The sequence below is a fragment of the Streptomyces prunicolor genome (assembly GCF_045162825.1).
In the GTDB taxonomy this organism is placed as follows: domain Bacteria; phylum Actinomycetota; class Actinomycetes; order Streptomycetales; family Streptomycetaceae; genus Streptomyces; species Streptomyces prunicolor.
The window spans coordinates 10,146,858-10,173,215 of record NZ_CP108676.1 but is presented as its reverse complement, the minus strand read 5'-3'; the positions used below and the strand labels follow the sequence as shown (position 1 = coordinate 10,173,215).

Genomic DNA, 26,358 nt, shown 5'->3' with positions numbered 1-26,358 from the left:
ACCCCGGCGCGACGGAGGAGTCTCGTAGGAGAGGCCCGTCGCGGCTCGCTCCTGTGTGGGCCGCGGCCCTCCGAGGAGGTCACCATGGGCACCGCGGCACGCCCCGGCTTCGACTCCGAAGCCCTGCGCCGGGGCATCGAAGACCACACAGCGGCGACACTGCTGTCGCTCTACGCGGACGACGCCGAGATCCACGTCGTCGACCACCAGACCCAGCCCAGTCACCCCAAGGTCCTGCACGGCCGGGACGAGATCGGCGCGATGCTCGCCGACGTCTACAGCCGCGACATGACACACAAGCTGGAGGAATGCGTCGTAGAAGGAGACCGGGTCGCCTACAGCGAATCGTGTCAGTACCCGGACGGGGCGCGGGTCCTCGCCGAGTCGATGCTCCTGCTGCACGATGGCAAGATCACCCGGCAGACCATGATCCAGGCATGGGACGGATAGCGAGGTTGGTGCCGAAGGTCCGGATCAGCACCCGTCTGACCTGGACCTTCTCGGCGAGCACGGTACCTGCGCGCTCGGCTACGACTCGGCGGCGAGCACCAGTTTCCGCAGCAGGTCTGCGAGCGTCCGCCGCTCTGCTGGGGTCAGTGCTGCGAGCAGCGCGATCTCACCCGCTTCCTCCGCCGCCGCATGCTGCTCGAACACGGCGTATCCGGCGTCGGTGAGCCGCACCCGCACCCGCCGCCGGTCCCCCCTCTCATGGGTGCGGACGATCAGCCCCGCCTCCTCGATGGTCACCAGCCGCGCGGACAGCGCACCCCGGGTCAGTCCGAGCAGCTCGGCGAGATGCGAGGGGCTCGTCTCGTACGGCGGCCCGAGCCTGCGCAGCATGAGCAGCACCTTGTACTGCCACTGCTTGAGTCCGTCGGAGTCGAGCATGTCCCGTCGCGTCCGGCCGGCATGACGCGCGAGGATCGCCAGCCGGAAGAAGATCGCCTCCTTCACCGGGTCCATCCAGGCGAGTTCCTTCACCCAGACCGCCACGTGCCGGTCGACCGAGTCCTCCACCGCTTCTCCCACCGTCTGCCTCCCGCAGTAGTTTTCTTGTGGATAGTTTTTCGCCTAACTACCTTCCCCGGCATGACATCCACAGCGAACGCGGTCATACCCGTCGAAGAACTCGTCGCCGCCGCGCACGAGTTGAGCGTGACGAGCCGGTGGAGGAGCGCCTCCCGTCTCCTGGACACCTGCACGACCGATGATCCCGAGTCCCGGGCGCAGATCGCCCGTGCCGCCGCTCAAGTGGCCCTGGAACAGGACTGGTTCGCCGGTACGGACACCGCGACGGCACGCATCGAGGCGGCCGGGAAGGAGTTCCCGGGCGGCGACTGGGACCTGGACTTCGCACGGCTGCGCAACACCTACCGCCGCCTGCTCGTCGTAGACGGCGGACTGCGGTTGGGCCCCGACGGAAAGGATCCGGAGACCCTCACGTCCCTGCGCCGCGAGGCGGAGTCACTGCGGGACAGCGCGCCGGACGAGGGACGCCGGGGCTGGGCAGAGATGTACCTCGGCCTGATCACCGACAACCACTTCGCCGACCTGGCGGGCGCGCCGCCCCACTACGCGTCCGCACTGAGCGCCGCCGAGTCGGTCGACGACCCACTCTTGGCCCGCGAGGCCCTGCGCCACCTCGGCGACCACGACCACGACGCCGGTGACCACGCCCGCGCCCTGGACCGCTGGCGCCGGGCGACCACACTGGGCGCCGCCGCGGGCACGGTCCCCGGCACCCTCTCCCAGCAACTGCTGCTCGCCGTCCTGGCCAGGGACTCCGGCGACGAGGCCGGGGCCAGAGCGCTCGCGACGGAGGTCGCCCGCTGGGCGGAGGCCATCGGGGCCGTACGCCTCGCGGCACAGGCCCGGGGATTCCTCGCCGGCGTCGACCCGACGGCAGCGCCCGCGGACAGCGGGGCCTGAGGGCCGTACGACAGGCCGTAGGGCCGGCCGTAGGACCCTCGGTTAGGCTGTTCGTGGGTCGTGACTGGCGCTGAGGTGGAGCACCACCGTGGAGCGGCCCACGCGGAGTCGACGCCGTGCGCCTGGGCGATTGGTCAACCAGCTCAGGAGTGGATCATGTCTCAGGCACGGCTCATGGACGGCACCGCGCTCGCCCGGCGCATCGTCGAGGACACCGCGAAGAAGGCCGCCGACCTCACGGAACGCACCGGTACGGCGCCCTGTCTGGCGACGGTTCTGGTCGGCGCGGACCCGGCCTCCGTCACGTACGTCCGGATGAAGCAGAACCGCAGCCGCAAGGCCGGCATCGAGTCCCGGCACGTGGAACTGCCCGCCGCCACGACCACCGCCGAACTGGTCGGCACCCTCGACGAACTCTCCGCCGACCCGACCGTGCACGGCATCCTGCTCCAGCACCCGATGGGTGAACACATCGACGAGCGGGCCGCGTTCGAGGCGATCGCGGCGGAGAAGGACGTGGACGGCGTCACCTTCGCGTCGTTCGCGACGATGAGCTTCGGCCTGCCGGGCTTCGTGTCCTGCACGCCCGGCGGCATCATCCGGCTGCTCGACGAGTACGACGTCGACCCGTCCGGGAAGCGTGCCGTCGTCGTGGGCCGCAGCGCGATCCTCGGCAAGCCGGCCGGCATGCTCCTCCTGGCCCGCGACGCGACGGTGACGTACTGCCACTCGCGCACCCGGGACCTGTCGGCGGTGGTGCGCGAGGCGGACATCGTGGTCGCCGCCGTGGGACGCCCCCGGCTGATCCGCGGCGAGGACATCAAGCCCGGCGCGGTCGTGATCGACGCCGGCTACAACGCGGGCAACATCGGTGACGTCGACTTCGAATCCGCCGCCGAACGCGCCTCGTTGATCACGCCGGTGCCGGGCGGCGTCGGCCCGATGACGATCGCCACGCTCCTGGAACAGACGGTGACCGCCGCGGCCCGGCAGCTCGGGGTGTGATCAGCGCGTCCACGCGCTGTACTCCATGACGTCCCCCGCCTTGACCCCGTACTCGGGCTGGTCCTTCGTGAAGGTGCTCTCCAGTCCGAGTACGGCGCCGGTGGCCGGGTCCATGATCAGCATCAGCCGACTGGCGGACCGCTGATACACATACGCCTCCCCGTGCCGCCCGAGCCGGTCGGTCACCTCCCCCACCGGCCGCAATCCGTCCGCCCCCGCGAGCAGCCGCGCCAACGCCGCCGACTCACGCGCCCCGAGCGTCCAGTGGTCCAGCAACTCCCCCACGGCCGACAGGAGTTCGGGGGTGGTCAACGGCGTCTTGCTGTACGCCGTCTCCTGGAGGTACGCCCGCAGTCCTGCCACGTCGTGCGGGGGCCGGGCATCGGGCGGGACGTCGCTCCAACTCGGCGGATACGTCGTGTCCTTGAGGACATGCCCGTCCTCGACGACACGTTCCGTGTGACTGTCGTCCGCGTTCCAGCGCACGATGCGTTCCTCGGGGACGGTGACCGGCGGCTTGTCGTCGGACATGCCGAGACTCCATGACTGCACGTGAGTTCCCCTGCGCAGAACGGGAGTTCCGTCGGCGGCAGTCGCCACGGCGAGGGCGGCGAGCTGCTTCAGGGATACGGGCGTGGAACCCGCCTGCACCGTCAGCGCACGGGGAGCAGCCACCGCCGGGGTACTGCTCGGCCCGCCCAGCACGAGGGTGAGTACGGTCGCGGCAACGGCGGCGGTGGCCGCAAGGCTCCACAGCAACCGACGCCGCCGCGAACGCCGGTCATGCAGCAGCCCGTTGAGCCGACGCTCGGCGTGATGGTCCAGCGGCCCGTCGCCGTAGAGGGACCCGTCGCCAGTGAACGGGTTGGCACTACGCAGGAGTTCAAGCTCATCAGCCATGGCGATGTTCCTTCAGGGTGACTGTGGCGCCCCAAAGGGGCGCGGGCGGTGTCGATTTGCGGCTCCGCCGCGTGGGCGCGACCAGCCACAACGGAGCCGCAGACGACTGACAACACCTCGCGGCACTTCCAACCTTCATCGCCCCGCACCGCCAAGCACCGCGAGCCGATCAATCTCCGCTCTCAACCTCCGCCGCGCCCGATGCAACCGCATCGCCGCCGCCCGCGACCCGCACCCGAGGACGACGGCAACCTCGTCCACCCCCAGCTCCTCCCACGCTGTCAACCGCAGTACCTCTTGGTCGGCCGACGACAACCGCGTGAGCGCCTCGTGCACCCAGCCCCCGGGCGCATCCACATCGGGCCCGGCCACAACCTGCCGCCCATGCGCGCGATCGTCATTACCCAGCCGATCGACAAGCCGACGCCGACGCCCGTACCCCCGCACCGCATTGGCCAGGCAGTTACGGGCCACGCCATACAGCCAGGGCAACGGAGCGGCCGGCAGATCCGCACGGCGGCGCCAGGCGACGGTGAAGACCTCCGCCACCACTTCCTCGACCTCGCTGCTCCGCCCGTCCAGTCGCCGCGCAACATAGCGGCTGACCGCCCAGTAGTGCTCGCGATAGGCAGCGGCGAAGTTCTCGTCGTTGCTCATGTCCCGTTCGTGTCCGGCACCGGGGCGATCGTCACACCCGATTTCGTGATTCTCCTCGCGTCCGTCGAGTGTGACGTGCGGGCGGCGCGCGGACACAGGCGGGGCGTGAGAGACCTCAAGAGCATCAAGTGGCTGACGACCACCGACCACAAGACGATCGGCACGCTGTATCTGGTCACGTCGTTCGCGTTTTTCCTGATCGGCGGCGTCATGGCGCTCCTCATGCGCGCCGAACTTGCCAGACCCGGCCTGCAGATCATGTCCAACGAGCAGTTCAACCAGGCGTTCACGATGCACGGCACGATCATGCTGCTGATGTTCGCGACGCCGCTGTTCGCGGGCTTCACCAACTGGATCATGCCCCTGCAGATCGGCGCCCCGGACGTCGCCTTCCCCCGCCTGAACATGTTCGCCTACTGGCTCTACCTGTTCGGCTCGACGATCGCGGTCGGTGGCTTCCTCACCCCGCAGGGCGCGGCCGACTTCGGCTGGTTCGCCTACAGCCCGCTGTCGGACGCGGTCCGCTCGCCGGGTATCGGCGCCGACATGTGGATCATGGGTCTGGCCTTCTCCGGCTTCGGCACGATCCTCGGCGCGGTCAACTTCATCACCACGATCATCTGCATGCGCGCACCGGGCATGACGATGTTCCGCATGCCGATCTTCGTGTGGAACGTGCTGCTGACCGCCGTCCTCGTTCTGCTGGCCTTCCCGGTCCTCGCCGCCGCGCTCTTCGCGCTGGAGGCGGATCGGAAATTCGGGGCACATGTCTTCGACGCCGCAAACGGCGGTGCGCTGCTGTGGCAACACCTCTTCTGGTTCTTCGGCCATCCAGAGGTGTACATCATCGCGCTGCCGTTCTTCGGCATCATCTCCGAGGTCATCCCGGTCTTCTCCCGCAAGCCGATGTTCGGCTACATGGGACTGGTCGCGGCCACCATCTCCATCGCCGGCCTCTCCGTGACCGTGTGGGCCCACCACATGTACGTCACCGGCGGAGTCCTCCTCCCGTTCTTCTCCTTCATGACGTTCCTCATCGCCGTACCGACAGGCGTGAAGTTCTTCAACTGGATCGGAACGATGTGGAAGGGGTCCTTGAGTTTCGAGACCCCGATGCTCTGGGCCACCGGCTTCCTCATCACCTTCGTGTTCGGCGGCCTGACCGGCGTGATGCTCGCGTCCCCGCCCCTCGACTTCTCGACCTCGGACTCGTACTTCGTCGTCGCCCACTTCCACTACGTGGTCTTCGGCACGGTCGTGTTCGCGATGTTCTCCGGCTTCCACTTCTGGTGGCCGAAGATGACCGGCAAGATGCTCGACGAGCGCCTCGGCAAGATCACCTTCTGGACGCTGTTCATCGGCTTCCACGGCACCTTCCTCGTCCAGCACTGGCTGGGCGTGAACGGGATGCAGCGCCGGATCCCCGACTACCTGGCCGTGGAGGGCCTGACGACACTCAACACGGTGTCGACGATCAGCTCCTTCCTGCTCGGCCTGTCGATCCTGCCGTTCCTCTACAACGTGTGGAAGACGGCGAAGTACGGCAAGAAGGTCGAGGTCGACGACCCGTGGGGCTACGGCCGTTCACTGGAGTGGGCGACCTCGTGCCCGCCCCCACGGCACAACTTCCTCACTCTGCCCCGCATCCGCAGCGAATCCCCGGCGTTCGACCTCCACCACTCCGAGATCCCGGCCCTGGAACGGGAGTTGACGCCCCGGTGACCGCCATGGACGAACTCCCCCTGGACCGGCGGACGTTCCTCAACGAGATCGAGGGGCACCTGCTGATCGCGGCCGCCCGCACGGAGGGTCGTACGGCCGCCGTCCGCTTCACCGCCCGGCTCGACTGGCTCACCGACGGTCAACAAGCCGAAGTGGAACGGCACTTCGAGGCGGAGTACCTCACCCTCACCCGTGCCTCCTGGGAGCGCACGGCTGAGCGGGGCAGGCAGTTGCGGGACGAGTACGAGGAGACGTACCGGCGCCTGCGCCAACGCCTCCTCGCCGCCTGCCTGTTGGGGTGTGCGCTGCTCGCGGCGACGGGGCTGGTCGCCCTCGCGCTCGCCTAGGGACGCGTGTCCCGCCGGCCCTGACGACCGGCGGGACGATGTGCTGCGCAGCGGCCGGTACGGCTACGTCAGCGTCCACTTCTGGTTGTTCGCCGTGCCGCAGGTGTACAGGATCAGCAGGGTCCCGTTGGCCGTGGCGGCGCCGGACGCGTCCAGGCACAGGCCCGCGTTGACGTTGGTGAGGGTGCCGTTGGAGTTGGCGGTCCACTTCTGGTTGTTCTGGCCGTTGCAGTCCCAGATGACGACCTTCGTGCCGTTGGTGGTGCCGTTGTTGTAGGCGTCCAGGCACTTGTTGCCGTAGACCACGAGTTCCTTGCGTGAGGTGTACGTCCAGGCCTGGTTCTGGCCGCCGTTGCAGTCCCAGATCTCGGCCTGTGTGCCGTTGGTGATGGTGTTGTTGTAGACGTCGGCGCAGCGGCCGGACCCGGTGCCGACGACCAGGGAACCGTTCGTGCCCGGGATCGGCTGGACGTTGATCGTGCCCAGGGTCGGCAGTGAACTGCCGGTCAGCGTGAGGGAGTTGGCTGACCCCTTGGACAGGTTGGCCTGCACCGAGATCGTCCCCGCGCTGGAGCCCGTCGGCGGGAAGGACACCGTCGTCGCGGTCTGGCCGTTGACCGAGAGGATGCCGGTGACGGCGCTGGAGCCGGTGTTGGTGTAGGTGACGTCGACGACGTTCAGGCCGGTGCCGGCCGCGCTGACGGCGGTGTACTTGCCGGTGGAGGTGGCCGTGTAGTTGGTGCTCGCCGCCTCGGTACCGCCGCTGATCTTCAGGAACACCGAGCCGCCGGCCGGGACGCTGGCCGTGTAACTCGTGCCGTAGGAACCGATGTTGGCGCGGGACCACAGGTCGCGGACGGTCGCGGACGCGGTGGTCAGGCCGAGGTCCGACCAGCGGACGGTGATGTTCTGCGCGGCGGAGGTGCGGTTGAGGAGGGTGACCGCGCGGTTGCCGAGGCCCGAGAGGACCTTGCCGTAGACCTGGAGTCCGGTCGTGTCCTCGGCCACCTTCACGCCCTGGAGGCCGCGTGCGTCCTGGTCGACCGCGACGACCTCGGGGTTGGTGAGGATGCCGGTGGTCTCGGTGGTGAGGGTCGTCAGGTCGTTCCCGGCGAGGAGGGGTGCGCCGGAGATCGCCCAGAGGGCCATGTGGGTGCGGTTCTGGGCGGCGGTGAGGCCGGTCATGCCGACCATCAGCATGTCGGGGTCGTTGTAGTAGCCCGTGTGCTGGGCGGCCGGGTGCAGGCCCTGGTCGAAGTTGGACAGCATGTTCGTCGTCGACGGCGAGTTGCCGTAGTAGATGATGTCCGTGCTCGTGCGGTACATGGGGGCCAGGCCCGGCGCCCAGTTCCAGGGGTTCTGGTAGCCCCAGTTGCAGATCGAGAGAGCCAGCGCGCGTCCCGTACTGGCGGTGGCCTTGGTGACCGAGGCGCTGAGCGCCTTGTACGCCGTCGCCGCGTCGAGGCCCTCGGCGTCACCACCGCACCAGTCGACCTTCACGAAGTCGAAGCCCCACTGGGAGAACTGCAGCATGTCCTGGTCGTAGTGGCCCTCGCTGCCGGTGTTCGCGGCGGCGGGGCGGCCCGTCGGGTAGTAGTAGCCGCAGCCGTTCGCACCGGCGTCCGTGTAGATGCCGGCCTTGAGGCCCTTGCTGTGGATGTAGTCGGCGATGGCGCTCATCCCGCCGGGCCACTCGCTGGTGTCGACGGTGATGTTGCCCGCGCTGTCGCGGGTGCCCTGCCACCAGCCCTCGTCGATGTTGATGTACTTGTAGCCGGCCGCCGGGAGGCCCGCGGCGACGAACGCGTCGACCTGCGCCTTGATGACGCTGTAGTCGATCTTCGCGGCGAAGCTGTTCCAGGAGGCCCAGCCCATCGGGGCGGTGGGCACGGCCATCTGACGGGTCGTCGAGGCGACCGGGGCCGACTGAAGTGGGTCCGCGGGCGCTGGTCTGGTGAAGAGAAGCAGGGTGACTGCCGCTGCGGCCATCGCGAGGGCGCGCAGGAAGGGGGTGCGGAACATGCGGCTCCTTTGCCGATATTTCGAACCAGGATCGATTAGCCGAACGAAACGGCGCGCTGAAAGTAGAGCCACTGGAGGACGAAGTCAACGGCTGTGACACGAGGGGCAGTTGGAATCCACGCATCAGTGGTCCTGCCGTCGCACAGCCTCAGGAGTGACCGGCGTGAAGAAGTTGATCAGGTTGCCGTCGGGGTCCCGGAAGAGGAGGGAGCGGTTGCCCCAGGGCATCGTCGTCGGCTTCTGGACGATCTCGCAGTCGAGGGGTGCCAGGCGCTCGAACTCGGCATCGACGTCGGCGACACGGAACTCGGTGATCACCGATCGGTTGGCGGCAGGTCGCGCCGAGTCGGTACCGAACAGGGCCACCGTACGAGTGCTCGCGATCGCCAACGTGCAAGCAGGCGTGGCGAGTTCGGCGAAGTCGGGGGTCGACCAGGTGGCCGTCACGCCGGTGACCTGTTCGTAGAAGCCGACGAGACGGGCGACGTCGTCGGTGATGACTCGGATCGAGACGAAGTTCATGGCGGCTTCCTGTCAGAGGTCGTAAGGGGTGCCGGATGCAGAGGCGTCTCCCACGCTAGGACCGATACCGGACAGCTTCCGCCCGGTATCCGAGGCAGACTTTCGGCGTGACCACATCGACCGCCCGCGTGCTCGCCCTGCTGGAGATCCTCCAGGGCGGCGGCCTCCGTACCGTCCCCGACCTGGCCGCCCGACTGGACGTCGACGAACGCACGGTCCGCCGTTACGTCGGCCACCTGCTGGAACTGGGCGTACCGGTCGACTCGGTCCGTGGTCGCTACGGCGGCTACCGGCTCGCCCCCGGCTATCGGATGCCCCCGCTGATGCTCACGGACGAGGAGGCCCTGGCCGTGCTGCTCGGGTTGCTGGCCGGGCGAAGGGCCGGGCTGGTCACCACGTCCGCCGCGGCCGGTGAGAGCGCCACGGCGAAACTGCTGCGGGTCCTGCCCGCCGCCCTGCGCCGACGCCTGGACGCCCTGTTGGACACGGCCGACTTCACCGCGCGACCCCATACCGCCGCCTCCACCGCCCCGGAGACGGGGGTGCTGCTCGAACTCGCCGAGGCCGCGCTGCACCGACGGCCCGTGGCGATCGGCTACACCGACCGGAAGGGCCGCGTCAGCGACCGCACCGTCCTGCCGTACGGCCTCGTGGCGCATGCCGGACGCTGGTATCTGACCGGCGCGGACCCCGCCGACGGCGAGGTGCGCACCTTCCGACTCGACCGGATCACCACCATGGACGTGCGGCCGGGCTCGTTCGCCGTCCCGGCCGAGTTCGACCCGGCGGCCACGGTGCTGGACAGCCTCGCGCGCACACCCTGGACCCACGATGTGTCGCTGCGCGTCCAGGGCAGTGTGCGGCACATCCGCACGCAGCTCCCGGCCGAGATCGCGACGCTGTCCACGGTCCCGACCGACGATTCAGGAACTGACGGCGAAGGCGCCGGATGGGTCCGCGTCCGGATCCGGGCCGAGCGGCTGGAGTGGCTCCCGCCGGTGCTCGCCGCCCTCGACCGCCCGTTCGTCATCGAACGCCCCGCCGCCCTGCGCGATCTCGTACGTGCGCTCGCTCGCCGCCTGGACGAGCATGCCACGGACGACTCGCTCTAGCGCTTCCAGCCAGGCGGCTGCATGATCCCGAGGAGCTGTCGGACCAGTTCCTCCACGACCTCGTCCAGCGTCGCGTCCACCCAGCCCGCGCTCCAGTCGTGGAGCAGACCGTTGACGCTGCCTATGAAGGCCGCCGCGGCGATCCGGTAGTCGCGGCGCGCCGCCTCCCCGCGCTGGGCGGCGGCCCTGGCCTCGGCGCAGATGAGGTTGATCCAGCGGGCGCGGCGGGCCAGCCGCTGTTCCTCCAGCCGGGCGCTGACGCCGATGATCTCGACGAAGGTGATGCGGATGCGGCGCGGATCGACGGTGACGTTCGCGGCGTAGGCCTGGAAGATCGCGGTGGACCGGTCTGCGAGCGACAGGCCCTCCGCCGATTTCAGCGCCACCAGCACGGCTTCCTCGGCCCAGTCGTTGACCTGGAGGTGGAGGGCGGCCAGGACGTCCTCCAGGCTGCGGAACTCCTCGTAGAACTGCCGGGTGGACAGTCCCGCGGCCTCGCTGAGCGCGGCGACGGTGGTGGCGCGGTAGCCGGGGGTGTCGCCGAACAACTGGAGCGCGGCGTCCAGGAAGCGTCCGCGCCGCTCGGCCTGTCGCTGTTCGGCGGACTTGCCGCCGTAACGACCGGTCGGCGTCTTGAGCCTGCCCACCACTGTCACACCTCTGTCTCGTTGACCACCTGGCAATCTTGTCGTGTCCGTGGTCTTCCGGAAAAGGGCACTCCTCCCACACTTTCCTTCAAGTTCACTCCGAATTTGCATGTGTACGAATGTCTTCACATAAACACGAAGGGCGCCGGTCTTCAGGAAGACCGGCGCCCCTGTGATGCTCAGCTGTGCGCTGCCGCCCACGTGGCCAGTTCGGACTTGGCCGCGCTCAGCAGCGTCGAGGAGGGGCTCGACGCGCCGTTGGTGATCAGGGCGTAGTGCAGGGTTCCCGAGCCGGTGGCCGAGAGCAGGAGGCGGTGGCTGCCGGTGCCGCCGGGCTCGTTGGCGTAGCCGATCGCGGTCGACGACGTGTAGGCCGGTACGCCCGAGATCGCTCCCAGGTCGGAGACCACGGTCGTGGACGCGGCCGGGAAGGACGCCGGGAGGTGGAGTTCGGTCGGTGCGGTGGAGCTGTTGGAGCGCCACATCAGCAGGCCGTACTGGCCGGAGCCGACGAGCGAGGACACGTTCGGGAGGGTGCTGGGGACCGGGTTCCAGGTCAGGGTCGTGGAGCCGTCGCGGGAGCGGTCCTCGTAGGTGAAGGCGACCGTGGTGCCGGCGGTCGCGCTCGGGTAGATCCGGTCGAGCAGCCGGGCGTCCTGACGGAGTGTCACCGTGCCGGAGTCGGTCATGTTGACGGCCGAGAGGTCCTCGTCGTTCCAGGCGTCGCCGGAGGTGAGCACCTTGTCGGGGTTGTCGTTCATCAGCTCGCTGTGGCGGCCGTTGTAGATGTCCCACTGCCACTGCGTACCGGACAGGACCGGGCCGGAGCCGGCCGGGTTGGACCACCAACTCGCCCCCGGCAGGCGGGAGTCGAGGGCCTGGTACATCGCCTTGAGCACGGTCGGCGCCTTGCCGGAGACCGATCCGGACAGCGGATGCCCGAACTCGCTGACGATGGCGGCGGTGCCGGCCGCGGTGGCCCGGTCCCGGACCGTGCCGAAGTCGGTCGAGTACTGACCGTCGGCCGCGTTGCCCCACATCAGGATGCCGGAGATCGCCTTCTGGTCGTAGAAGTGGGTGTTGAAGACATAGCGCGACCCGAGTGTGCCCGCGTCGAGGAGTCCGCCCACCTGCACCTGGCTGGAGATGTTGGAGTTCCAGAAGAGGTTCGGCTCGACGAGGGCGGGCTTGGCGCTCCAACCGGCCGCGTCCATCCGGGCCCGGAACTTCACGTAGAACGGCCAGAGCAGGTTCTGCTCCCAAGTGCGGCTGGTCTGGCCCGAGTCGTAGGTCCCCGCGAAGGGCTCGTTGTACGGGTCGAAGCCGACGACGCCCGCGAACTCCTCGGTGGTGAGGTGCTGTTGGATGTACGTCATCGTCGACTGCGCGGTGACGAGGAACGAATCCTGGACGCCGTAGTTGTTGTGCCAGAAGTCGTACTGCGCCTTGGTCACGGCCGAGTTCTGGGTGATGTTCTGACCCCAGAAGAGGCAGATGCCGCAGGACTCCTGCGGGTAACTCCCCAGCGCCACCGCCCACTTGGGGGCGCCGTCGCCGGTGTACCAACTGCCGCTGTTGAAGAGGTACTTGGAGTAGAGGTCCTGGTGGAAGTCGGGGTAGACGCGGATGCCGGCGTCGAGGAACGCCTGCATCTGCGCGGTGGCGGCGGCCAGGTACGTGGTGTCGACCTGACCTCGGACGGGCTCGGCGTAGGCCCAGGAGAGCAGGAAGCGGACCGCGTTGCCGCCGCCGAGGGCGCGCAGCGCGGTGGCGGACTTCTTCGCGTCGGCGACCGAGGCGAAGGGAAGACCGTCGTTCTCCGCCAGTTTGGTCTCACCGGAGACGTTGTAGCCGCGCAGCACGACCTGGCGGCCGTAGCTGTCCACGAAGCTGCCGTTCTGGACAGTCAGCGCCGAGCCGTCGAACCAGAGGGAGTCGGTTGGGGTGGCGGCGGTTGCTGGCCCAGCGCCCAGCACCGACAGGAATCCGCAGAGGACAACCAGGACAACGATCAAACGCGCCCGGATATTCGTCATGTCCACTACAGTCCGGTGATTTCCGGACACTGTCAACACTTCTGACTCACGAGTAAGTCTGCGTGCCACAAGCCCTGTTGACACATTTCAGGCCACCCGACGGGTCACGTTCAACAGATACTCCTTCCTGGTCAACGGGTTGTGGTCGGTGCGTGCCCGTTCCGGAACGATCCCGTGCGCGACGGGCGCGTAGTGGTCGAAGGCGCTCTCCCACTCCCCCTCCCCACGCGTCAGCCCCGGCAACTGCCGCTCCAACCCGTGTACTTGAGCCGCCGGCACCGCCCCTTCCAACACACAGAGCGACCCCTGCGTCTCAGTGGTCCGCGGTACGGCACGCAGCGCGGCCAGCACCGGCAGCAGGGCGCCGAGCGTGTCGGTCGGCGCCTCGACACGGAACCGGTGCATCGGCTCGTACACCTGGCTCCCCGCCCGCCGCAGCGCCTCGACGAGGACGAGCGGGGTCAGCCCGCGGAAGTCGGCGCCGGTGCTCGACATGCTCTTGTCGAAGCCCTGGTGGGCGTGGCTCTGCCGGGGTGAGTAGCCGGAGTGCGTCATCGTGACCACGCAGTCGGTGAGCCGCCAGCCGTGCAGCCCTTGGCCGAGCGTCTCGCGCACCGTGTCCTCGACGGCCTTGAAGAAGGCGTACGGCATCGCGCCCAGCTCCACCTCCAGACCGAAACTCACTCCCGACCCGACCGGGCCCGGTTCGACGCGCAGGCCGACCGTGGCGAGGAACGGGTTCGCGTCCTTCTTGTTGAACTCGGCCGCCGCACCCGTGCCGACCGGTCGCTCGATGCAGAGCGGGGTCGTCTCACGGAAGGTGACACGCACCCCGAACTCGTCGGCGAGCGTGGCCTGGATGACCTCCTTCTGGACCTCCCCGTAGAGGGAGACGGCCGTTTCCTGGCGCACCTCGTCGTGGCGCAGGCCGATCAACGGGTCCTGTTCGGCGAGTTGGGTGAGTGCGAGGTGCAGCGCGCGCCGGTCGGCGTCCGGGCCAGGGACGACGACGGTTTCGAGGGTCGGCGGCGCGAAGAAGTGTTCAACCGCCTTCCTGGGTACGCCAATTGAGTCTCCGATCCTGATCTCGCCGAGTCCCCACAGCCTGCCGATCCGGCCCGCCGGCACGGAGTCGGAGCCGATGTCCGTGCCGTGGTCGAAGACGCTGACCGAGGTGACCTTGCCCTCCTCCCCCGCGTCGCCGAAGGTGATCCGGTCGCGGGTGCGGAGGGTGCCGGAGAACATCCGCGCGTAGGCGACCTTCTCCCCCGCGAGGCCGCGCTCGACCTTGAACACCGTGCCGGAGAGCGGGCCTTGGGCGTCGCCCTCGGCGGCGGGGAGCAGTTCCTTGATGCCGGTGATCAGCGCATCGACACCGGCGCCCGTGATGGCGGAGCCGAAGTAGACCGGGTGCACGAGGGCTTGCCGGGTCTGGTCGGCGAGGGCGGTGCGCAGGAGGTCGTAGGACACGGTGTTCTCGACGTACGCGGTGAGGAGTTCGTCGTCGTGTTCGGCGAGGACGGCGGGTGTGCCCGGGCCGAGTCCCGGCCGGAAACCGGCCGCGCGGGTCCCGATTCCTTCGACCGAGCCCATGGGCACTACGGCCGCTCTGAGCCGTTCGGAGAGCGCCGTCAGGAGGTCGTCGTAGCGGGCTCCGCGGCGGTCGATCTTGTTGACGAAGAGGAGCGTCGGGATGCGCAGCCGCTGGAGTGTGCGCATCAGGATGCGGGTCTGCGGCTGGACACCCTCGACGGCGGAGACGACAAGTACCGCGCCGTCTAGCACGCCGAGCACGCGCTCCACCTCGGCGATGAAGTCCGGGTGGCCGGGGGTGTCGATGAGGTTGACGATGACGTCGTCGACCGGGAACGAGACGACGGCGGACTTGATGGTGATGCCGCGCTGCCGCTCCAGCGCGAGGGTGTCGGTGCGGGTGTTCCCGTCGTCGACGCTGCCGATCTCGTCGATCACGCCGGCCGAGTGCAGGAGGCGCTCGGTCAGGCTGGTCTTACCTGCGTCTACGTGCGCGAGAATCCCGAGGTTGAGCAAGTGCACCTGGTGTCATGTCCTTTGGTGAGGGGGGCGTTCCTTCCTGGGTGGACATGAACGGTGCGCGCATCTCAGTACTCCTCGGTCGTCGTTGACTCGTCTCCGGTAGTGCAGCAGGCTCGGCGGGGCTGCGGCAACGGATTTACGCCCCGGCCGCGGGTTCGGGAGATGGGCGCGTGGCGCTCCGATGCAGGCCAGGGCCTGGATGCAAGGCTTGCGGCGTCCGGCGGTGGGCGGTGGTGACAGGAGCCGATCATGCGTGACCTTCTCCCGGTGCTGAGCGGTTGGTACGCCGCGCGCGCCCCGTTCGGCCTGGCCACGGTGGTCGCGGTCAGCCGCAGCGCGCCGCGCGATCCCGGCGCGGCGATGGCCGTGGGCCCAGGCGACGAGGTCGTGGGCAGTGTGTCCGGCGGCTGTGTGGAGGGGGCGGTCTTCGAGCTGGCGCGGGAGGTTGTGGCGGGCGGTGAGGCGCGTCTTGCGACCTTCGGGTACAGCGACGAGGACGCCTTCGCGGTCGGCCTCACCTGCGGCGGCGAGATCACCGTGCTGGTACGACCCGTCACACCCGAGGCCGATCCCACGTTCGGGGCGGTCGCGCGATCGGTCGCCACGGGTGAGCCGGTGACGGTGGCGACGGTGATCGACGGTCCGGCACCGCGCGGATCCACGCTCGCCGTGTGGCCCGACAGGGTGGACGGCACCCTCGGCTCGACCGGCCTCGACGTCGCGGTCACCGCCGACGCCCGCGGTGAACTCGCCCTCGGGGCAACGGGGTTGCGGCACTACGGCCCGCGCGGTGAGCGGCGCGAGGACTCCGTCAGCGTGTTCCTGCACTCCTTCGCACCGCCGCCCCGGATGCTGGTCTTCGGCGCGATCGACTACGCGGCAGCGGTCGCCCGCATCGGCGACTTCCTCGGCTACCGGGTCACCGTGTGCGACGCCCGCCCGGTGTTCGCGACGCCGAAGCGCTTTCCGGCGGGCGTGGAGGTGGTCGTGGACTGGCCGCACCGCTATCTGCACGGCACGCACACCGACGAGCGCACGGTGATCTGCGTCCTGACCCACGACCCGAAGTTCGACGTACCGCTCCTGGAGGAGGCGCTGCGCCGCCCGGCCGCGTACATCGGGGCGATGGGCAGCCGCCGTACGCACGACGAGCGTACGCGGCACCTGCTCGAATCAGGCCTGGAGGAGGGCGAGTTGGCCCGCCTGCGTTCGCCGGTCGGCCTCGACCTCGGGGCGCGTACGCCGGAGGAGGTGGCCGTGTCCGTGGCAGCCGAGATCGTGGCGCTGCGGTGGGGCGGCACGGGGGCTCCGCTCACGGGGGCGGCGGGGGCGATCCATCGGGCGCCGTCGGGATGATCGGCGCGTCACCGTGGCGACAGCGCGTCCGGCTCGAAATCCGTCACCTCGGCGGCAGCCGGTGCGGCACAAGTTCCGTCACCTCGGCGGCAGTTGGTGCAGTACGAGGTCCGTCAGCGTGCCGTCCATGACCGTCGCCGTCATGTACGTGCAGTGCGGCTGGCGGCGCCGGTCGGTCGGGGAGCCCGGGTTCAGCAGGCGCAGGCCGCCGGCAGCCGTCGTATCCCAGGGGATGTGGCTGTGCCCGAAGACCAGCACGTCCAGGTCCGGGTAACGGGCCGCGCAGCGCGCCTCGCGGCCCTGGGCGGGGCCCGTCTCGTGGACGGCACCGAAGCGCAGGCCGCCCAGTTCGGCGTACGCCGACTCGGGGAGCCTGGCGCGCAGTTCGGGCCCGTCGTTGTTGCCGTGGACGCCGACGAGCCGACGGCTGCGGCTCTCCAACAGGTCGAGGGTGGCGGCGTCGACCCAGTCGCCGGCGTGGAACACGACGTCGGCGCGCGGGAGTTCGGCGAGGAGCGGCGCGGGGAGTTCCTTGGCGCGCTTGGGGAGGTGGGTGTCGGACATCAGCAGCAGTCGCACGGCCTCAGCCTAGGGGGCGCAGATCTTCAGGTTCACCTGTTCAGTTTCAACTGGACAGGTGAACCTGAGAGTCCTACGGTGGCGGTATGGATCACCAGCTCACCGGCGCGCCCGCGGGCATCTCCGACTCGGCGGCCCGTTCCGCGCGCGACCTGCGGGTGGTGTTCAGCCGGCTGCGGCGCAGACTGCGTGAGGTCGCGGCGGACGAGGACCTGACCCCGTCGCAGGAGTCGGCGCTCACGCTAGTCGGCAAGCACGGCGCGGCCACGGCCAGCGCCCTGGCGTCCGCCGAAGGGGTCAGGCCGCAGTCGATGGCCGCCACCCTCGCCGCCCTCGACCAGCACGGGCTGATCCGGCGCAGCCCCGATCCCGAGGACGGCCGTAGACAACTCGTCACGCTCACCGAGGCCGGACGCGCGCGGATCGAGGACAACCGGCAGGTCCGCGAGGAGTGGCTCGCGCGCGCCTTCGAGGACCGGTACACCGAGACGGAACGGCGGACGATCCTCGACGCGCTGACGTTGCTGGAACGGCTGTCCGAGCAGTGATAGCGAAGCCCACCCAGGCGCTACGGGCCACGCGCCCCGCCCCCACGGGCTTCGACCGGCGCCTGATCGCGCCGATGGTCCTCGGCTCCGTTCTCAACCCGATCAACTCCTCGATGATCGCCGTGGCCCTGGTGCCGATCGGCATCGCTTTCGGGGCCCCGCCCTCGGAGACGGTCTGGCTGGTCTCGGCGCTGTATCTCGCCACGGCCGTGGGGCAGCCGGTCATCGGACGGCTCGTCGACATGTACGGGCCCCGGCGTCTCTATCTCATCGGTACGGCCCTGGTCGGCATCGCCGGAGTCATGGGCGCCCTCGCGCCGTCGCTCGGCGTGCTGATCGCCGCCCGGGTCCTGCTCGGGTTCGGCACCTCGGCCGCGTATCCGGCCGCCATGCAGCTGACCCGCAGCGAGGCCGAACGCACCGGCGAGGACAGCCCGGCCGGTGTCCTCACCGCACTGGCCGTCTCCGCCCAGACGGTGTCGGTGATCGGTCCCACGCTCGGCGGCTTCCTCATCGGCGTCGGCGGCTGGCGCGCGATCTTCACCGTCAACGTGCCGCTGTCCGTGGCCTGTCTCGTCCTCGGCGCACTGCGACTGCCGAGGACGAGCAAGGACAAGGACACGGCCGGCACCCGGCGCGATGTCGACCCGGCCGGCATGCTGCTGTTCGCCGTCATGCTGGTCTCGCTGATGATGTTCCTGACCGCCCCCAAGCTCTCCGAGTGGTACCTCCCGCTCCTCAGCGCCGCAGCGGCCGTCGCCTTCGCGAAACGCGAACTCCGCGTCCCGGAACCCTTCGTGGACCTGCGCGTCCTCGGCGGCAATGTGCCTCTGGTGACCACGTACATACGCCAGTTCCTCGGCTACACCACTTCGTACGCCTTCCTCTACGGCTTTACGCAGTGGCTGGAGGAGGGGCGCGGGCTGCACGCCTCCGCCGCCGGGCTCGTGCTGCTGCCCCTGTCGGTCACCGCCCTCGGTGTCTCCACCCTCACCGGGCGCCGTGAGGCGGTCCGCGCCAAGCTGCTCGTCGGCAGTGTCGTCCAGATCGCGGGCTGTGCGGGGTTGTTCCTCGTCAACTCCGACAGTCCGGTCTGGGCGCTGCTCGCCGTCGGTGCCGTGCTGGGCATCCCGCAGGGCCTACTCGGTCTCGCCGGGCAGAACGCCCTGTACCGGCAGGCCGAGCCCGCGCGCATCGCGTCGGCCGCCGGACTGCTGCGCACCTTCATGTACCTCGGCGCGCTGGCCGCGTCGGCGGCCACCGCGGCCTTCTTCCCGCACCGCGCCGACACCCCGGGACTGCACGGCCTCGCCCTGTTCATGGGCATCGGGTCGGCGCTGCTCCTGGCGATCACCCTGCCCGACCGTTCCCTGCGCACCCTCACCCCCAAGACCGTCTGACCCCCGTATCTCCTGTCTCCTGATCGCCTGAAAGGCCTTCTCCCATGGCACTCACCACCCTCGACCCCCGCACCGCTCTCGTCGTGATCGACCTCCAGGGCGGCATCGTCGGCGCCCCGACCCAGCCGTACAGCGGGCCCGAGGTCGTCGCCCGTACCGTCGAACTCGCCGACGCCTTCCGGGCCGCCGACCTTCCCGTGGTGCTGGTCCGGGTCAGCTTCGCCGCCGACGGCGCGGACGCGGTGCCCGGCCGCAACGAGCAGCAGCGGCCCGGTGTCGGGGCCCGCCCCGAGGGCTGGGACGTCATCGTCGACGAGCTGGCCGGGCACCCCGGAGACATCCAGGTGACCAAGCGGAACTGGGGTGCCTTCCACGGCACCGACCTCGACGTACAGCTGCGCCGTCGCGGGATCACGCAGATCGTGCTGACCGGCATCGCCACCAGCATCGGCGTCGAGTCCACCGCGCGCGCCGCCCACGAGCACGGCTATCACGTGACCCTGGCCACGGACGCGATGAGCGACCTGGACGCCGTCTCGCACACCCACAGCATCGAGCGGATCTTCCCGCGGCTGGGCGAAACGGGCACCACCGCCGACATCCTGGAACTTTTGGCCAAGACCCGCGACGCGAGGTGACCTCCGACCACGTCAGGTAAACCATTGCCCAACACCAGCCCAATGGGCGGCATCGAGACGGACCGGGTTAGCATCAGCCCACCGCGCCGTTCCACAACAGGGGACGGGCGGCGCAAACAAGGGGGCTAGAAGCCGGATGTCGGTCAAGGTCAGTGTCGTCGTCCCTGTGTACAACCCAGGGCCTTATATCGAGGATTGCATCTCCTCTCTCCTCAGGCAGTCGCTGCCTAACGACGAGTACGAGACGATCTTCGTCGACGACGGCTCGACGGACGGCACCCCCGCGCGGCTCGACGAGATCGCCGCCGAGCACCCCCACATGCACGTGATCCACCAGGAGGCGTCGGGCTGGTCGGGCAAGCCCCGCAATGTCGGAATCGCCGCCGCCAAGGGCGAGTTCGTCATGTTCGTCGACAACGACGACTACCTCGGTGACGAGGCCCTGGAGCGGATGTACGAGTACGGCGTGGCCAACGGCGCCGACGTCATCGTCGGCAAGATGGCCGGCAAGGGCCGCGCCGTACCCGTGGAGCTGTTCCGCAAGAACTATCCGCACGCGTCGGTCGAGACCGCGCCGCTGATGGACAGCCTCACCCCGCACAAGATGCTCCGCCGCGCGTTCCTCGACCGCATCAACCTGCGGTTCCCGGAAGGGCGTCGGCGCCTGGAGGACCACGTCTTCGTGACGGAGGCCTACCTCGCCGCGGACAACGTCGCCGTGCTCAGCGACTACGTCTGCTACTACCACATCAAGCGCGAGGACGCCGCGAACGCCGGCTTCCAACGCTTCGACCCCGTCGGCTACTTCAAGAACCTGCGCGAGGCCCTCGACGTCGTCGAGAAGTACACCGAGCCGGGTGCCGCCCGCGACAAGATCTTCCGCCGCTGGCTGCGCGTGGAGATGATGGAGCGCCTCGGCGGCGGCCGGCTGCTCAAGGTCCCGGACGACTACCGCCGTGAACTCCTCAAGGAGATCCGCGGTGTCATGATCGAGCGCTTCGGCCCCGGCGTCGCGGCCGGTCTCGGCCCGCGGCTGCGGGTCGTCGCCGCCCTCGCCGCCGCCGACCGCTACGACGACCTCGTCGAGCTCGCCGAGTGGGAGGCCTCCCTCAAGCCGACCGCGGTCCCCGGCGAGATCGAGTGGCGCGACGGCAAGCTGCTCGTCCACTACCAGGCCGAGTTCGTCATCGACGGCAACCCGGCCGTCTTCGAGGCCAAGGGCGCCCCCGCTCCCAAGCACCCGGAGCCGAAGACCCTCGCCGAGGCGACGGCCATGCTCACGGCCGACGCCACCGCCAACTTCAAGAAGGCGACGGCCGACCTCGTCGTCCGCGAACGCACCAGCGCCGCCTCGCACTTCCAGCCCGTGGAGATCTCGCACGAGACGATCGCCGACGGCGCCGGCGTCCGCCTGGTGCTGCACGCCACGGCCACCATCGACCCGGCCACCGCCGCGGTCGGCGCCCCGCTGGGCAGCGGCCTCTGGGACACCTACGTCCGCGTCGTGATCGGCTCCTGGAACAAGGAGTGCCGCCTCGGCCCGGTCCCGCAGCACGGCGAGAACGCCGGGCACGCCGGTGTCGTCTCCGGCCAGGTCATGCTCCCGTACTACACGGAGCCGCACGGCAACTTCTCGCTGGACATCGACAAGGCGAGCAAGCGCCTCGGCCTCGCCGACCTCAAGCCCGACGACTTCACGGTCACCGGCGCCCGCGTCGGCGTCCTGCTCCCCTTCTACGTCCCGGCCACCACCGACGTACTGCTGCGACTGACGCACAAGTCGTCCGGTACGACGCTGGACGTGCCCGGTGTGGTCTCCCCCGAGTCCTCCGGCGCACGGCTCGCCGCCGAGGTGCCGGCCGCGGAGCTGAAGGACGCGGCGTGGAACGCCTCGGTGTGCCTGACCCCGGCCGCGACCGGACAGCGTTTCCTGGCGCTGCCGGTCCAGCTGACCGGTGACGCCGGGGGCATCCGGGTCGAGGCGGTCCCGAAGGCCGCCCCCAAGCCCGCCCAGCCGAAGCCGGCGCCGAAGCCGGTGGCCGCCAAGCCCAAGCCCGGGCTGGCCCGCCGGGTGGCGCGCAAGCTGAAGCGCGCGCTGAGCAAGTAGCGGTACCCGAGCGCGAGTTGCGGTACCCGAGCAAGCAGTAGTACCCGAGCAAGTCGGAGGACGGAAGAACGTGCGATCACTGGGGATTGAAGGCGCCTGGGTCCTGGAACCCAAGGTCTTCCCTGACGACCGGGGCAGTTTCCACGAGTGGTACCGGGGCGAGGAGTTCCGCGAGGCCACCGGGTACGACCTGGCTCTGTCCCAGGCCAACTGCTCGGTCTCGCGGCGCGGTGTGCTGCGCGGAGTGCACTTCTCCGACGTGCCGCCGAGCCAGGCCAAGTACGTCAAGTGCGTGCGCGGCGCGGTCCTCGACGTGATCGTGGACATCCGCGTCGGCTCTCCCACGTTCGGTCAGTGGGAGGCGGTCCGGCTGGACGACGAGACCAAGCACGCCGTGTTCCTCGCGGAGGGTCTCGGTCACGCGTTCATGGCTCTGACCGACGACGCGACGGTGGTGTACCTGTGCTCGACGGGGTACTCCCCCGGCCGTGAGCACGGGATCAACCCGCTCGACCCGGCGCTGGGCATCGCCTGGCCCGAGGGCTTCGAGCCGGTGCTGTCGGAGAAGGACGCGGAGGCTCCGACACTGGCAGAGGCGGAGCAGTCAGGACTTCTTCCGTCCTACGCGGACTGCTCCGCCTACTACGAGCGACTGCGGAGTGGCCGGCTCAGCGACTGACGCTGAGCTGCTCCACCGAGCGGCGCAGGGGCTCCCAACCGCGGGACCGCTTGGTCCCGCGGTCCCGCGCTTTGGCGAGGGGGCCCCAGAAACCGGCGCCGAGCAGCGCCTCGGGCTTGACCGCGGTGGTGCGCTCCAGGATCGCCTCGGGCACCTTCTGCGGGTCCGGGACCTCGAACTCGGCGACGATCTCGTCGTACTTGTCCTGGAGGACCGTGCTGCTCGGGTCCGCGCCGAAGACGACGAGCTGCCCGGTGGGCTGCGTGTCGACCAGGACCGTCACCAGGTCGGGACGGTAGCGGGCGAGGATCTCGACCAGCTTGTAGACGTCACCGGTCCAGGCGTCGGTGTGCCGGTCCCGGGCCGCCTCGTCGATGCTGCGCGGCAGCATGTCGTCGAAGACGATGACGCTGGCCCAGTCCGAGTGCTTCTCCACGTTGATGAAGTCGCGCAGCGCGTACTCGAACAGGTGCATGCCGTCGATGAACGACAGGTCCAGCGTGGTGGTCTTCCACCAGCCCAACGGGCTCCGGTTGCGGGCCAGTTGACGCAGCGGGTGACGACCGCCGCGCAGGTGCACCAGCGGGTTGTCCCGGGCGAAGAAGTCGTCACTGGTCGCCTTGGCCAGGTGGACGTCACAGCGGATCTCCGTGACCACCTTGAACGCGGGATCGATCGCAACGCTGGGCACCCGGGAGAGCGTCAGGCTGCGGCCGTCGTTGACGCCGATCTCCAGGTAGTTGCGGTTCGCGGTTGACTTGTGGAGCCCCCGCAGGAACTCATGGCGTTTCACGAAGAAATCTCCTTGCGGATGTGAGGAAGTGCTTCGTGCAGGGCGGACCGCCAGTCCCTCGGCGGTTCCAGACCGATCTCCCGCCACCGCTCGTGCCCGAGGGCGCTGTAGGCGGGGCGGGGCGCGGGACGGACGAAGGCCGCGCTCGTGGTGGGGCGGACACGCTCCGGGTCTGCGTCGATGAGCCGGAACACCTCCTGTGCGAGACCGTGCCAGCTGGTCTCGCCGGAGCTGGTCGCGTGGAACACCCCGTGCGCGCCTTCGACTTGGCCGATGCGCTCGCCGAGATCGGCGATCCGCACGGCGACGTCGGCGGTCCAGGTCGGTTGACCGTGCTGGTCGTCGACGACGTCGAGAGTGTCGCGACGTGCCTCCAGCTCGATCATTGTGCGGACGAAGTTACCCCCACAGGCTCCGTACAGCCAAGCCGTGCGTACGACCGCGCTCGCACCGGGCAGTTCGGCCAACACGGCCTGCTCCCCGGCGAGTTTGGTCCGGCCGTACGCGGTGCGCGGGGCGGTGGAGTGATTCTCCGGGTACGGCGTGCTGCGGGCCTCGCCGTCGAAGACGTAGTCGGTGGAGACGTGCACCAGGCGCGCGCCCGAGGCGGCGCAGGCGCGGGCGAGGAGCCGGGGCCCCTCGCCGTTGATGCGAAGGGCCCGCTCCTCGTCGGTCTCGGCGTCGTCGACGGCGGTGTACGCCGCGCAGTTCACCACCACGTCGGGGTGGTGTTCCGCGAACGCCCGGTCCACCGACGCGGGGTCGGTGATGTCCAGGGCGGCGCGGTCGAGACCGACGAACTGCTCACCGCGGCGGGCGAGTTCCTCCAGCACATCGTGGCCGAGCATCCCGCCGGCACCGGTGACCAGCCACTTCATCAGCCGCGCTCCACCCGTGCCTTGAGGGGCTCCCACCAAGCGCGGTTGTCGCGGTACCAGGCGACGGTGTCGGCGAGGCCGCTCGCGAAGTCGTGCTGCGGCTGGTAGCCGAGCTCGTCGTGGATCTTGGACCAGTCGACGGAGTAGCGCAGGTCGTGGCCCTTGCGGTCCTCGACGCGCTCGACCCGGTCCCAGTCGGCGCCACAGGCTTCGAGCAGCAGGCCGGTGAGCTCCTTGTTGCTGAGCTCGGTGCCGCCGCCGATGTTGTAGACCTCGCCGGCGCGGCCCTTGGTGCGCACGAGCTCGATGCCCTGGCAGTGGTCCTCGACGTGCAGCCAGTCGCGGACGTTGAGGCCCTCGCCGTAGAGCGGGACGTTCTTGCCGTCGAGGAGGTTGCTGACGAACAGCGGGATGACCTTCTCGGGGAACTGGTGCGGCCCGTAGTTGTTCGAGCAGCGGGTGACGCGCACGTCCAGGCCGTGGGTGCGGTGGTAGGCCAGGGCGAGCAGGTCCGAGGACGCCTTCGACGCGGAGTACGGCGAGTTGGGCGCCAGCGGGTGGGTCTCGGGCCAGGAGCCGGTCTCGATGGAGCCGTAGACCTCGTCGGTGGAGATGTGCACGAACGGGGTGCGGTAGCGCAGGGCCGCGTCCAGCAGCACCTGGGTGCCCACCACGTTGGTGCGGACGAAGTCGGCGGCGCCGTTGATCGAGCGGTCCACGTGGGACTCGGCCGCGAAGTGGACGACCTGGTCCGCCTCGGCCATCAGCTTGTCGACCAGTTCGGCGTCGCAGATGTCGCCCTGGACGAACTCGAGGCGCGGGTGGCCTATTTCGAGGTTGTCGAGCGTGCCGGCGTACGTGAGCTTGTCCAGCACCGTGATGCGGGGCGCGTCAGGCGCGTCCGAGGCGAGGAGCGTGCGGACGTACGTGGAACCGATGAAGCCGGCGGCGCCGGTGACGAGGAGATTCATGAACGGATCTGCACCTTGCTGTGGTCTCCGAGAACGAGGCGGTGGGCGCTGGGTACCCCCGGAGCGGGGGTCACTTCGACGTGCTTGCCGATGAGCGAGGACTCGATCCGGCCCACCCCGGCGATGGACGAGTCCTGCAGCACTATGGAGAACTCCAGCTCACTGTCCGTGATCCGGCAGTTCTCCGCGACCGAGGTGAAGGGACCGACGTAGGAGTCGCTCACCACGGTTCCGGCCCCGATGATGACGGGTCCGACGATGCGCGAGCGCTCGATGCGCGCGCCCTCTTCGATCACCACGCGGCCGATGGTCTCGGACACGTCGTCCACCTCGCCGTCGATGCGGCGGTCCATGCTCTCCAGGACGGTCCGGTTGACCTCGAGCATGTCGACGACGTTGCCCGTGTCCTTCCAGTAGCCGTGGATGACCGAGGAGCGCACATCGGCGCCGTCGTCGATCAGCTGCTGGATGGCGTGGGTGATCTCCAACTCGCCGCGCCAGGACGGCTTGATGGCGCGTACGGCGTCGTGGATCGCGGGCGTGAAGAGGTAGACACCGACCAGAGCCAGGTCGCTTTTGGGGTGCTCGGGCTTCTCCTCCAGGCCGATGACCTGGCCGGATTCGCTGAGTTCGGCGACGCCGAAGGAGCGCGGGTCGGGCACGTGGGTGAGGAGGATCTGCGCGTCGGGCTTGTTGGCCTGGAAGCCCTCGACGAGACCGGTGATACCGCCGACGATGAAGTTGTCACCGAGGTACATCACGAAGTCGTCGTCGCCGAGGTACTCGCGCGCGATCAGTACGGCGTGGGCCAGTCCGAGGGGACGGTCCTGCGGGATGTAGGTGATCTTGAGGCCGAACTTCGACCCGTCACCCACCGCCTCCTCGATCTCCGCCGCGGTGTCACCGACGATGATGCCGACCTCGGTGATTCCCGCGTCGGCGAGCGATTCGATCCCGTAGAAAAGGACGGCCTTGTTGGCCACCGGGACGAGCTGTTTTGCCGATGTGTGTGTGATCGGCCTCAGGCGGGATCCAGTGCCGCCGGAGAGAACGAGAGCCTTCATCGCTTCACCTTAGCGTCATCTTCGGACGTGCATCGTTCCTCCCTATGTTCGTTTATTACGACCGGCCAACAATGAAGAGGCTATGAGGTGTCTAGCCTGCCGACGGACCGGACAAATCAGCCGCGGCCCGTGCCACGTCCGCCTCGACCTCGGCCCGGTCGAGGCCCTCGTCCCTCGCGTACTCGTCGGCGGCGGCCTGCATGTCACGGGCGAGGTCGCGCCAGGCCCGCCAGGCGGTCTCGTAGATGTCGGTCTCGGTCTCGGTCCAGGATTCGTGGGCGGGGGCTCCCAGCGAGTCCCGCATCTCCTGGACCCGGGCGCGTGCCGCTTGGGCCGCGCGGTGCTTCTCGACCAGTTCTTCAAAGGTGTGTGCCACAAGCAGGCACCCCAT

At 69.2% G+C, this 26,358-nt stretch carries 26 protein-coding genes and 1 riboswitch; of the genes, 12 read left to right on the top strand and 14 right to left on the bottom strand.

The window, feature by feature from the left end:
• Window positions 1-84 precede the first annotated feature (84 nt).
• Window positions 85-450, top strand: coding sequence for a nuclear transport factor 2 family protein (locus OG588_RS45990; RefSeq protein ID WP_393038023.1), 366 nt, complete (start codon window positions 85-87; stop codon window positions 448-450).
• Between the two features lie 78 nt (window positions 451-528).
• Here the strand turns inward: OG588_RS45990 and OG588_RS45985 are convergent, their stop codons facing one another.
• Window positions 529-1,029 (bottom strand): MarR family winged helix-turn-helix transcriptional regulator, encoded by a 501-nt coding sequence (locus OG588_RS45985; protein WP_405952479.1) that lies wholly within the window; start codon window positions 1,027-1,029, stop codon window positions 529-531.
• Window positions 1,030-1,089: 60 nt separating this feature from the next.
• Here OG588_RS45985 and OG588_RS45980 point away from each other — a divergent pair, with 60 nt between their 5' ends.
• On the top strand, window positions 1,090-1,929 hold the full coding sequence (locus OG588_RS45980) for a hypothetical protein (protein ID WP_405952478.1): 840 nt from the start codon (window positions 1,090-1,092) through the stop codon (window positions 1,927-1,929).
• A gap of 50 nt (window positions 1,930-1,979) precedes the next feature.
• A riboswitch (ZMP/ZTP riboswitch) is annotated at window positions 1,980-2,064 on the top strand.
• 21 nt (window positions 2,065-2,085) lie between these two features.
• Window positions 2,086-2,934, top strand: coding sequence for a bifunctional 5,10-methylenetetrahydrofolate dehydrogenase/5,10-methenyltetrahydrofolate cyclohydrolase (locus OG588_RS45975; RefSeq protein ID WP_405952477.1), 849 nt, complete (start codon window positions 2,086-2,088; stop codon window positions 2,932-2,934).
• Here the strand turns inward: OG588_RS45975 and OG588_RS45970 are convergent, their stop codons facing one another.
• Window positions 2,935-3,834, bottom strand: coding sequence for a CU044_5270 family protein (locus OG588_RS45970; protein WP_405952476.1), 900 nt, complete (start codon window positions 3,832-3,834; stop codon window positions 2,935-2,937).
• Window positions 3,835-3,969: 135 nt separating this feature from the next.
• A complete protein-coding gene (locus tag OG588_RS45965; protein WP_405952475.1) occupies window positions 3,970-4,491 on the bottom strand; it encodes an RNA polymerase sigma factor in 522 nt (173 codons plus the stop codon).
• Between the two features lie 105 nt (window positions 4,492-4,596).
• Between OG588_RS45965 and ctaD the strand changes: the two genes are divergently transcribed.
• A complete protein-coding gene (gene ctaD / locus OG588_RS45960) occupies window positions 4,597-6,213 on the top strand; it encodes a cytochrome c oxidase subunit I (protein WP_405952474.1) in 1,617 nt (538 codons plus the stop codon).
• A gap of 5 nt (window positions 6,214-6,218) precedes the next feature.
• Window positions 6,219-6,560 carry a hypothetical protein gene (locus OG588_RS45955; protein WP_405953384.1) on the top strand — a complete coding sequence of 114 codons (342 nt, stop codon included), beginning with the start codon at window positions 6,219-6,221 and terminating at the stop codon, window positions 6,558-6,560.
• Window positions 6,561-6,623: 63 nt separating this feature from the next.
• On the opposite strand, the gene OG588_RS45950 is transcribed toward OG588_RS45955, so the two are convergent.
• A complete protein-coding gene (locus OG588_RS45950) occupies window positions 6,624-8,582 on the bottom strand; it encodes a ricin-type beta-trefoil lectin domain protein (protein ID WP_405952473.1) in 1,959 nt (652 codons plus the stop codon).
• A 123-nt stretch (window positions 8,583-8,705) separates the two neighbouring features.
• Window positions 8,706-9,104, bottom strand: a complete 399-nt coding sequence (locus OG588_RS45945; protein ID WP_405952472.1) for a VOC family protein — start codon at window positions 9,102-9,104, stop codon at window positions 8,706-8,708.
• Window positions 9,105-9,211: 107 nt separating this feature from the next.
• On the opposite strand from OG588_RS45945, the gene OG588_RS45940 reads away from it, so the two are divergent.
• Window positions 9,212-10,216 carry a helix-turn-helix transcriptional regulator gene (locus tag OG588_RS45940; protein WP_405952471.1) on the top strand — a complete coding sequence of 335 codons (1,005 nt, stop codon included), beginning with the start codon at window positions 9,212-9,214 and terminating at the stop codon, window positions 10,214-10,216.
• Here OG588_RS45940 and OG588_RS45935 read toward each other — a convergent pair.
• From OG588_RS45935 to OG588_RS45925, 3 genes are all read right to left on the bottom strand, one after another.
• The gene (locus tag OG588_RS45935; RefSeq protein WP_405952470.1) at window positions 10,213-10,866 is read right to left on the bottom strand and encodes a TetR/AcrR family transcriptional regulator; all 654 of its coding nucleotides are present in this window, start codon (window positions 10,864-10,866) and stop codon (window positions 10,213-10,215) included. The two genes, OG588_RS45940 and OG588_RS45935, sit on opposite strands and share 4 nt — an antisense overlap.
• A gap of 176 nt (window positions 10,867-11,042) precedes the next feature.
• The gene (locus OG588_RS45930; RefSeq protein WP_405952469.1) at window positions 11,043-12,899 is read right to left on the bottom strand and encodes a cellulase family glycosylhydrolase; all 1,857 of its coding nucleotides are present in this window, start codon (window positions 12,897-12,899) and stop codon (window positions 11,043-11,045) included.
• Between the two features lie 87 nt (window positions 12,900-12,986).
• Window positions 12,987-14,954, bottom strand: coding sequence for a GTP-binding protein (locus OG588_RS45925; protein ID WP_405952468.1), 1,968 nt, complete (start codon window positions 14,952-14,954; stop codon window positions 12,987-12,989).
• A gap of 249 nt (window positions 14,955-15,203) precedes the next feature.
• On the opposite strand from OG588_RS45925, the gene OG588_RS45920 reads away from it, so the two are divergent.
• Complete coding sequence (locus OG588_RS45920; RefSeq protein ID WP_405952467.1) at window positions 15,204-16,310, top strand: XdhC family protein; 1,107 nt, start codon at window positions 15,204-15,206, stop codon at window positions 16,308-16,310.
• Between the two features lie 78 nt (window positions 16,311-16,388).
• Here the strand turns inward: OG588_RS45920 and OG588_RS45915 are convergent, their stop codons facing one another.
• A complete protein-coding gene (locus OG588_RS45915) occupies window positions 16,389-16,889 on the bottom strand; it encodes a metallophosphoesterase family protein (RefSeq protein ID WP_405952466.1) in 501 nt (166 codons plus the stop codon).
• A gap of 86 nt (window positions 16,890-16,975) precedes the next feature.
• Between OG588_RS45915 and OG588_RS45910 the strand changes: the two genes are divergently transcribed.
• From OG588_RS45910 to rfbC, 5 genes are all read left to right on the top strand, one after another.
• Window positions 16,976-17,437, top strand: a complete 462-nt coding sequence (locus tag OG588_RS45910; protein ID WP_266865866.1) for a MarR family winged helix-turn-helix transcriptional regulator — start codon at window positions 16,976-16,978, stop codon at window positions 17,435-17,437.
• Window positions 17,434-18,837 carry an MFS transporter gene (locus OG588_RS45905; protein WP_405952465.1) on the top strand — a complete coding sequence of 468 codons (1,404 nt, stop codon included), beginning with the start codon at window positions 17,434-17,436 and terminating at the stop codon, window positions 18,835-18,837. Before OG588_RS45910 ends, OG588_RS45905 begins: the two co-directional genes overlap by 4 nt.
• A gap of 44 nt (window positions 18,838-18,881) precedes the next feature.
• Window positions 18,882-19,475 carry a hydrolase gene (locus tag OG588_RS45900; protein WP_405952464.1) on the top strand — a complete coding sequence of 198 codons (594 nt, stop codon included), beginning with the start codon at window positions 18,882-18,884 and terminating at the stop codon, window positions 19,473-19,475.
• A gap of 136 nt (window positions 19,476-19,611) precedes the next feature.
• Window positions 19,612-21,582: a glycosyltransferase family 2 protein gene (locus OG588_RS45895; protein ID WP_405952463.1), complete on the top strand. Its 1,971-nt coding sequence runs from the start codon at window positions 19,612-19,614 to the stop codon at window positions 21,580-21,582.
• A gap of 70 nt (window positions 21,583-21,652) precedes the next feature.
• Window positions 21,653-22,261: a dTDP-4-dehydrorhamnose 3,5-epimerase gene (rfbC, locus tag OG588_RS45890; RefSeq protein ID WP_405952462.1), complete on the top strand. Its 609-nt coding sequence runs from the start codon at window positions 21,653-21,655 to the stop codon at window positions 22,259-22,261.
• Here the strand turns inward: rfbC and OG588_RS45885 are convergent.
• From OG588_RS45885 to OG588_RS45865, 5 genes are all read right to left on the bottom strand, one after another.
• Window positions 22,251-23,054, bottom strand: coding sequence for a class I SAM-dependent methyltransferase (locus OG588_RS45885; protein ID WP_363093767.1), 804 nt, complete (start codon window positions 23,052-23,054; stop codon window positions 22,251-22,253). The two genes, rfbC and OG588_RS45885, sit on opposite strands and share 11 nt — an antisense overlap.
• Window positions 23,051-23,932, bottom strand: coding sequence for a dTDP-4-dehydrorhamnose reductase (gene rfbD / locus OG588_RS45880; protein ID WP_405952461.1), 882 nt, complete (start codon window positions 23,930-23,932; stop codon window positions 23,051-23,053). The genes OG588_RS45885 and rfbD overlap by 4 nt, the downstream gene beginning before the upstream one ends.
• The gene (gene rfbB / locus OG588_RS45875; protein WP_366093701.1) at window positions 23,932-24,903 is read right to left on the bottom strand and encodes a dTDP-glucose 4,6-dehydratase; all 972 of its coding nucleotides are present in this window, start codon (window positions 24,901-24,903) and stop codon (window positions 23,932-23,934) included. The genes rfbD and rfbB overlap by 1 nt, the downstream gene beginning before the upstream one ends.
• Window positions 24,900-25,967, bottom strand: a complete 1,068-nt coding sequence (locus OG588_RS45870) for a glucose-1-phosphate thymidylyltransferase (RefSeq protein ID WP_019057836.1) — start codon at window positions 25,965-25,967, stop codon at window positions 24,900-24,902. The genes rfbB and OG588_RS45870 overlap by 4 nt, the downstream gene beginning before the upstream one ends.
• 91 nt (window positions 25,968-26,058) lie before the next feature.
• On the bottom strand, window positions 26,059-26,343 hold the full coding sequence (locus OG588_RS45865) for a hypothetical protein (RefSeq protein WP_405952460.1): 285 nt from the start codon (window positions 26,341-26,343) through the stop codon (window positions 26,059-26,061).
• Window positions 26,344-26,358 lie beyond the last annotated feature (15 nt).